The following is a 6,697-nucleotide window of genomic DNA, read 5'->3' as shown; positions in this document are numbered from 1 at the left end:
CCGGCGCGCGGCGATCCGATGGCGGGCGCGGCGGCGCTGCCGTCGTGCCGCGACAGCCAATCGGCGGCCGCGTTGAGCATCACCGCCGGCGCCTCGGTCATCCACGGCGGGCAGAGCGTCTGCGCATAGTCGACGAATTCGATCGAGTCGACCGGCACGCCTTGCGCGCCGAGCCGTTCGGCGAGCTTGTCGCTGCCGTCGTTCTGTCCGCTGTGCGCGATCAGCACGCGGCCGGCCGGCGGGCGCGGCCCGCCGGCGAGATCGAATTCGGCCAGCGCGTCGAGCCCGTCGGCGCAGAACAGGTGGCCGAAGATCTCGCGCGTGCCGTCGGGCGGCGGCGCCGCGTCGTCGGCGAGGCCGGCCTTGCGGCGCCAGGTTTGATGGAGGAAATTCATCTCGCGCAGAAACAGCCGGGCCGACACCACCGGCGCGAACAGCGCGAGCGAATCGACCTCGACCTGCCGCGCCGCGAGCGCGGCGATCATCGCGCCGAAGCGGAACCCCGCCAGCGACACGCGCGTGACCGGCGTGGCAGCCTTCAGCCAGCCCACGGCGTCCACCACTTCGGACACCCAATCGATGGGGCGAACCCACGCGCCGTTGTCGGCCGAGTCGCCCGTGCCCAGATAATCGAAGCGCAACACCGTCACCCCTCTCGAGGCCAGACAGTCGGCCAGTTGACGCATCGCCTGATGCAACCACATCGCTTCGTGCCCCAAGGGATTGCACAGCACAACCCCGCAGTCGCCGTCGGCTTCATGCAGCCATCCGGCGTGCCCATTGAAAATGATCGGTTCCATAGATTGATCGCGGTCTAATATTGGTCAAATTGGAGAATGCTCTCGTCATTCGTCATTCGAGGATCCTTCACGGTGAGCCTGGCGGAGCCCCTTTCCGCTGTCGAATGCGTCTTCCCCCGTTCCGACGATATCGTCGCGCCTTCGGCATTCCTGATCGCCTTACCCGTCACGCCATTCCTCGTACAGGCAGCATGCAATGCGGGTGCGGGGCGTTCGGTGCGTTGCCGCACGTTGACGGGGCCGGCCGGCCGCGCAGGCCTTGAGGCGCACGACATACCGGGCGCCGCGTGTGTTCGCGACCGTACGGTGTGCAGTGCAGCAAGCTCTTACGTTGGCGTTTGCCGCGCAAGCTCGCCCCGGCGCCCCCGCATCGAACCGGCGCCCCGGGATTGCGCGAATCCCTCGTGAGACTGGAGCCCATCGATGAGCACTCCCCTTGCACCCCAAGCTGCGCAAGCCGCCCGTGCGGCCGCCGCCAGCCTGCCGATTCAGCACGTGATCCTGGCAGGCGGCTCGGGCACGCGGCTGTGGCCGCTGTCGCGCGAACAGTATCCGAAGCAACTGCTGAAACTGCTGGGCGAGGATTCCCTGCTGATGTCCACCGCACGCCGGCTCGACGGCTTGCAGGCGAGCTGGCCGACGGCGCAGGAACTGCTGCTGGTGTGCGGCGAACCGCATCGCTACATCAGCGCCGAACAGTTGCGCTCGTGCAGCAAGCCGGCGCGCATCGTGCTGGAGCCGTGCGCGCGCAATACCGCGCCGGCGCTGACCACCGCCGCGCTGGTCAGCATGGCCGGCGGCGACGACGCGATCCTGGTGGTGATGCCGGCGGACCATGCGGTGCCGGACGCGGCCGCGTTCCAGGCCGCCGTGTTGCGGGCCGCGCGCTACGCGGCGGACGGCGCGATCGCCACCATCGGCGTGGTGCCGCGCCGCGTCGAGCCGGGCTACGGCTATATCCGCTCCGGCGTGCCGATCGGCCAGCACGGCGGCTTCGTGATCGACCGTTTCGTCGAGAAGCCGCGCCGCGAGCTGGCCGAGCAATACGTGCATTCCGGCGAGTATCTGTGGAATGCCGGCGTGTTCGTGGTGCGCGCCTCGGTGTGGCTCGAGGCGATCGGCACGGTGCGCGCCGATATTCTTGCGGCCTGCCGCGAGGCGCACCGCGGCAGCACGGCCGACGACATATTCATCCGTCTGCAGAAACAGGCGTTCGATGGCTGTCCTGACGATTCGATCGACTACGCCGTGATGGAGCGGCTCGCCGAATGCGGCAACATCGCCGGCGTGGTGGTGCCGATGGATGCGCCGTGGTCCGACGTCGGATCGTGGGATGCGATCTGGGAAATCCTGCCGCGCGACGCCGCCGGCAACGTCGGCCAGGGGCGCGTGATGTTCGAGGACACCGCGAACACGTTCGCGCACTCGCAGGGCAGGCTGATCGCGTGCGTCGGGCTGCGCGACGTGGTGGTGGTCGAGACGGCCGACGCGATCCTGGTGGCCGACCGCCAGAACGCGCAGCAGATCAAGGCGGTGGTGTCGCGGATCCGCGCCGAGCGCGGCCCGGAGGCGGACAACCATCGCAAGGTGCATCGCCCGTGGGGCTATTACGATTCGATCGACTCGGGCGAGCGGTTCCAGGTCAAGCGCATCGTGGTGACGCCGGGCGAGAAGCTCTCGCTGCAGATGCATCATCACCGCGCCGAGCACTGGATCGTCGTGCGCGGCACGGCCGAGGTGACGCGCGGCGAGGACACGTTCCTGCTTTCGGAGAACGAATCGACCTATATCCCGCTCGGCACCGTGCACCGCCTGGCGAACCCGGGCAAGACGCCGCTCGAGATCATCGAGGTGCAATCGGGCACCTATCTGGGCGAGGACGACATCGTGCGGTTCGAGGACAACTACGGCCGGCTGGCCTGACAAAGACACGCCGGGGCGGTGCCGCCCCGGCTTGCGCGAACCGGCCCGCGGGGGTTACAGGCCGTAGCTGTTCAGCAGACGATACAGCGTGGCGCGCGACACGCCGAGCTCGGCGGCCACCTCGAAGTGGCGGCGGCGGTGCTTGAGCAGGGCGGCTTCGATGGCGAGCTTCTCGGCGCGCTCGCGGGCTTCGGCGAGCGTGGTGGGGGGCTGCGCGGTGAACTGGTCGAGGCCGAGATCGGCCGCGGAGATCAGCCGCCCGTCCGCCATCACGATCGCGCGGCGGATCCGGTTGATCAGCTCGCGCACGTTGCCCGGCCATCCATAGCTGTACATGGCTGCGATCGCACAGCCGGTGAAACCGCGAATCTTGCGTGCCCCGTCGCTCGCGTGCTTCTGCAGCATGTATTGCGCGAGCAGTTCGATGTCCTTGCCGCGCGCGCGCAGCGGCGGCTCGTCGATGCGCAGCACGCAGAGGCGGTGGAACAGGTCCTCGCGGAACTGGCCGGCGCGAATCGCGGCCTCGAGATCGACGTGGGTGGCCGAGATGATCCGCACGTCGATCGGAATCGATTCGTGGCCGCCGAGCCGCTCGATCCGGCCTTCCTGCAGAAAGCGCAGCAGGCTGGCCTGGCTCTCGAGCGGCATGTCGCCGATTTCGTCGAGAAACAGCGTGCCGCCGTGCGCCGCCTCGACGCGTCCGATCTTCTGCTTGTTGGCGCCGGTGAACGCGCCGCGCTCGTAGCCGAACAGTTCGGACTGCAACAGGTGATGCGGAATCGCGCCGCAATTGATCGCGATGAACGGCGCCTTGCGCCGCGAGGATTGCTTGTGAATCGCGATCGCCGTCAGTTCCTTGCCGGTGCCGGATTCGCCGGATACGAACACTGTGGCGTCCGTGTTCGCCACCTTGCGCACCGTACGGAACAGGCGTTGCATCGCCTCGCAGGTGCCGACCATCGCGCCGCCGCCGGCCTCGGCTTCGGCCGCGGGCTCGCTGTCGCAGAGCGTCATCATGCCGTAGGCGTGGCTGACCAGGTAATCGACCATGGTGCGCGTGAGCGGGCGCTTCACATAGTCGAAGCAGTACTGATGAATCAGCTGGCGAATGTCCGGCTCGGCGAGGCGGGCCGGATCCACCAGGGCGATCCAGCCGGTTTGCTTCTGGCGCAGCACCGGCTCGAGCGCGGCCAGCTCGCGCGCCTTGAAGCTGTCGAGATCGATGATGCCGGCCTGCGCGGCGCCCGCGTTCTCGACGCGCTTGGCGTCGGCCGCCGAGCTTGCGCAGCGCACATCCCAGTGCTGTTCCTTGAGGTAGGCCACCAGCGTGGCGTCGGGCTGGCGCGACAGATACAGGCACGGGCGGGTGGCGGGCGCGGTGGCCGGTTCGTGCGCCTGCGCGCTGCTCGGCAAAGGCGTCGCAGTCCGAAAGATCGGGGAAATCACATAATGGGATTCTTGCATGTTGCCCTCGTTAAATAACCGCGCCCCGGTTCGCAGGATGAAGCGCTGGCGGATGCTGTCGTGCTTCGCGGCGGTGTGCCCCCCGTCGGCCGATGCATCCGATGTCGACTGCTGTTCGAACGGCCGTGAGGGCCGTCTCCGGCCCCGGCTGCCGGTATCTACGCGGGTTCGTGACGAGGCACGTGGCCGATGCCGGCGCGATCAGTCGGGTTGGCCGGCATCCAGCCTGGCTTCGTCGTCGATGCGCGATGGCGAGGCAAGCTGCTCCCGGAACAGCTTTCGCCAATGCGACAACTGACTGGGATTGATGTCGTGCCGCGCCGCCACCGCCTGCAGCGAGGTGCCGGGATCGAAGCTTTCGGCCACGATTTCCCGTTTTCTTTGCTTCGTCCAACGTCTGCGACGCTTCACGAGTTCAGCCATGTGTCGGTCGAATATCGAGTTCAAGGGCACGGTCACAATGATTCCCAAAATTGATCGCTTCTGTTCGGTATCGCGCGTGGCGAGTGTTGCAATACCGATCACGGAGCGCGGGTCGGAGCGAGTGAAATGCACGGCAATCGCCGTGCATTTCACTCGCCGTATCCCGCACGATTATTTTTTCGGACAAATCAGGTGCATCGGGCATAACCGGTTCATTCGAACGTCATGAAACGGCGCGCGATGGTAGCCCTGTCAGACACTGACCTGGATGTAAGCGACTGGCATCGCGATGCTGCGTTGAGCGGTGTGGTGTGACGCAAGTCAGAAAGCTGACTTAACCATCAAGTGAAGTTGTCGACGCAATTGTTCACTAAATTCAAACGCAGCAGGGAGGACTGTAAGACTATTTAGCACTTGCACCAAGCGGGAATTTCCCGATTTTCATTTCGGGAAACTAAACATATAATGATGCCCCTTGTTTTTGTGTGACGATTTCTTGCCGTTTGTCTCGGAGCATTTCCTCGGTTTTATACCTGAATCCGGTTAATTATCAATTTTTGATCGCCAGTGCGCTGCGGGGCGATTGGATTGTGCGCCGAATCGACTGAATTTGCGTGCTCGCGTCGCGGCACGTTGGTTTTTGCTCACAAGATCGAGGCGGTGCTCTAGCGCATGTGCTCCGGCACCAAAAGCCAGCGGCCATTGCCCCGGGCTCAGCTACCCGCGTCCGCGGGAATGGAGCGCGATCCTTTCGATGAAATATAAATCTAATGCACCTATGATTTTATTTTGTTACCTGACAGGACGAGCGCCGGGTAAATGGGAGTGATTAATTCAAGGTAAAACGTTTGCGATGTGGGTCGAGGTAAAAAGATCCGATTATTCGTTCTTCGGAAGAATCAGATAAATACAATTCAAGATGTAAAGACGGTAATTTTTATAAAGCATTCTGTCGCGCCGACGGCACGCTTCTCGCGATTCGGTAATTCATGCCAAAGCTGATTGGGTTTTCCGCGATTCTGCTCGGTTGTGCCGCCCGTCATTATTGCCGCATTCTTTCAAGCTGCGCTTTGCTCCATTGCGAAAGACCGGCGGCATCGCGATCGATTCGCGCCGATACCGGCGCGACCTTGCCGTGATACATGACGACGGCCGCGAGCGCCGCGGCGGCGAACCATGCGGGGTCGTGCAGCGTGAAGCCGCCGGGCTTGCCGAACAGCGTGTGCGCGAACGTGAACTGGAAGCAGGTCAGCGTGGCCACCGCCATGCCCGCCGCCAGGCCGCACACGACCTCGGCCGTCGAGTGATAGCCGAGCAGGATCCGCGACACGCCGATCGCCGTGGCCAGCAGCAGGCCGCCTGCGTACGGGCCGATCAGCGCCGTCCTGCGCGTGCGGTCGTCGCATAGCGAGAACACGGTGGGATACACGGCGCCGGCGAGCATCGCGTGCCCGCTCACCACCGTGAAGTTCAGCGCCTCGATCTCCGCGCCCCAGACCACATGCGCCACGCGGCTGGCCGCCACCGCCGAGGCGGCGAGCGTCATGCCGCCGGCCCAGAACAGCGTGGCGCGCCAGGATCGCATCATGGCGAGCCACAGCAGGATCAGCACGGCCAGCGGCACCGTCAGGTAAGGGTCGCCGAAATTCGTCACGTAGCGGAGCAGGGGCATGGGCGGATCCATTCGGGGTACGAACTGGCTTGAGCAGGCCGGGCCGAGTGTAGCGGCGATCCGACAGCGGCGATGTACGCGGGCGAACCGTGGCGCGGCGATCGCTGCACGACCCGCCGGCTGTGGCAAACTTGCGGCGCGGGCACAGCGTGTCCCGCGTTCCCGGCATTCCCGAGCCTTCGACCGCCATGCACCTCTTGATCGTCATCGGCATTACCGTTCTGGAAATCGGCGCGATCCTCTTCGTCGTGGCGCTGTGCGTGGCGGCGCGGCGCGCCGATGCGCGCACCGAGCGGATGCTGACGCGCGACGAGGTCGAGGCGCGCCAGCGCGTGGCGGACACGCCACGGCGCCGGCCGCTGACCGCCAAGGCGGGGCGCTGGTTGCGCTGGCTGTTCGGCGCCAGCCGCGGCTG

6 protein-coding genes are annotated in these 6,697 nt (G+C 65.5%); 2 read left to right on the top strand and 4 right to left on the bottom strand.

Annotated elements, in window-relative coordinates; all coding sequences use genetic code 11:
- Positions 1–800 (bottom strand): alpha/beta fold hydrolase (locus tag G3N92_RS29170; RefSeq protein WP_206131043.1); only part of this gene is annotated, 800 nt, incomplete at its 3' end.
- Positions 801–1,223: 423 nt separating this feature from the next.
- Here G3N92_RS29170 and G3N92_RS29165 point away from each other — a divergent pair.
- A complete protein-coding gene (locus G3N92_RS29165; RefSeq protein WP_206131042.1) occupies positions 1,224–2,723 on the top strand; it encodes a mannose-1-phosphate guanylyltransferase/mannose-6-phosphate isomerase in 1,500 nt (499 codons plus the stop codon).
- 54 nt (positions 2,724–2,777) lie between these two features.
- Here G3N92_RS29165 and G3N92_RS29160 read toward each other — a convergent pair whose 3' ends face one another.
- From G3N92_RS29160 to G3N92_RS29150, 3 genes are all read right to left on the bottom strand, one after another.
- The gene (locus G3N92_RS29160; protein WP_206131041.1) at positions 2,778–4,187 is read right to left on the bottom strand and encodes a sigma-54 dependent transcriptional regulator; all 1,410 of its coding nucleotides are present in this window, start codon (positions 4,185–4,187) and stop codon (positions 2,778–2,780) included.
- A gap of 201 nt (positions 4,188–4,388) precedes the next feature.
- Positions 4,389–4,763: a transposase gene (locus G3N92_RS35580; protein ID WP_206131040.1), complete on the bottom strand. Its 375-nt coding sequence runs from the start codon at positions 4,761–4,763 to the stop codon at positions 4,389–4,391.
- A gap of 889 nt (positions 4,764–5,652) precedes the next feature.
- Positions 5,653–6,282, bottom strand: coding sequence for a phosphatase PAP2 family protein (locus tag G3N92_RS29150; protein WP_206131039.1), 630 nt, complete (start codon positions 6,280–6,282; stop codon positions 5,653–5,655).
- A gap of 149 nt (positions 6,283–6,431) precedes the next feature.
- On the opposite strand from G3N92_RS29150, the gene G3N92_RS29145 reads away from it, so the two are divergent.
- The coding region (locus G3N92_RS29145; protein WP_206131038.1) for a hypothetical protein at positions 6,432–6,697 on the top strand (266 nt) is incomplete at its 3' end.

This window comes from Burkholderia sp. Ac-20379 (assembly GCF_017104645.1).
GTDB lineage: Bacteria > Pseudomonadota > Gammaproteobacteria > Burkholderiales > Burkholderiaceae > Burkholderia.
This window is presented reverse-complemented; position numbering and strand designations above follow the sequence as displayed.

Excerpts from the sequence above, each read along its gene's own strand:
- G3N92_RS29165 (WP_206131042.1), top strand. The coding sequence starts at position 1,224 with ATGAGCACTCCCCTTGCACCCCAAGCTGCGCAAGCCGCCCGTGCGGCC.
- G3N92_RS29160 (WP_206131041.1), bottom strand. The coding sequence starts at position 4,187 with ATGCAAGAATCCCATTATGTGATTTCCCCGATCTTTCGGACTGCGACG.
- G3N92_RS29150 (WP_206131039.1), bottom strand. The coding sequence starts at position 6,282 with ATGCCCCTGCTCCGCTACGTGACGAATTTCGGCGACCCTTACCTGACG.